General features: G+C 37.3%; 1 protein-coding gene. It reads left to right on the forward strand.

Annotated elements, in window-relative coordinates; translation table 11 throughout:
- The first annotated feature begins 44 nt into the window (after positions 1-44).
- On the forward strand, positions 45-488 hold the full coding sequence (locus PVK62_RS17305; RefSeq protein WP_274445621.1) for a GNAT family N-acetyltransferase: 444 nt from the start codon (positions 45-47) through the stop codon (positions 486-488).
- The last annotated feature ends 672 nt before the right edge of the window (positions 489-1,160 follow it).

Genomic DNA, 1,160 nt, shown 5'->3' on the forward strand with positions numbered 1-1,160 from the left:
ATAAGCACCGATTTATTAAGGTTATCTGAGCCAGAGGTAAAGGTTTGAAATTTTCTACGCGTTCAGCGAAAGATAGTGATTTTGAGTTCTTATTTGAACTTAAAAAGGCGGCTGAATTTGAGCCAATTAAGGCTGTGTTTGGTTGGGATGATAAAATCCAACGTGAAATGCATCAAGATGAATGGGATGAAGAAAAGCCAACCATCATTGAAATGTCAGGTGAAGCAATAGGTAGCTATTTACTTCAAAATAAAGGCGACCATTTCTATTTTTGCCGTTTCTTTTTACTGCCAAATTTTCACGGGAAAGGAATAGGAAGTCAGGTTTTAAGTCAATGTTTAGAGTTTGCTGATAGCGAAAATAAACCAGTGAAATTGTGTTATTTGCAAGGCAATCGGGTAGGCGGTTTATATCGTAAATTTGGTTTCCAAGTAACATCAGAAGATGCTCAATTTATTCATATGAACCGTGTGAGAATGTGCTTATAACAAATGCATCAACACGATTTGCTACATTCGGCATTCTAGGTTTCTTTGAGTTCACCGTGTTAAGTGGTAAATTTAAGCTTAATCTGCATGATAGCAAACGTGTTATGCAGGCGTTATACGAACTCTGAGAATGCAGTTTTTTGGTTCAGTTCAGCGATTGAACCATTAGTTTTTTAGGCGTGAAAGTAGGGTGGTTTTCCTTTTTCTTTGTTGCCTTTTGGGATTCGTTTCATCAGGTTCGGCATTGAACTATTATTGCCCCAAATTCAGGCGTTTCAGAAGCTAGTTTACGCTTCAATTGTTCTTTGGTTATGCCTCATTTTATCCTGCATCAGTGTTTTTCTCTCAGCATTTTCAACCCCAATTGTGGCTAGGATATTTGGTTTATCAGTTCCAAACTTGTTGAAACCAATTCGTACAAATGGTGTAAGAAAAAGGGATTGTTTCGTTTCACAATTATTGTTGTTGGTTGGATATTTTGCTCGCTTAATTGAGCCAGTCTAATTAAACTCAATTTACAGCAAGTCTTGGTAAATCAGTTCTTTACCAAGTTAATTGGAGCGAAAGCAAGGATCGTATAACAAAGCAATCAACACGATGCTATTTACATTCGGCATTCGCGGTTTGAAGTGTAATTGGTTTTGTAAGTCGGTCTTTCGCACGTGTTATTGC

The sequence above is a fragment of the Aliivibrio sp. S3MY1 genome (genome assembly GCF_028765575.1).
GTDB lineage: Bacteria > Pseudomonadota > Gammaproteobacteria > Enterobacterales > Vibrionaceae > Aliivibrio.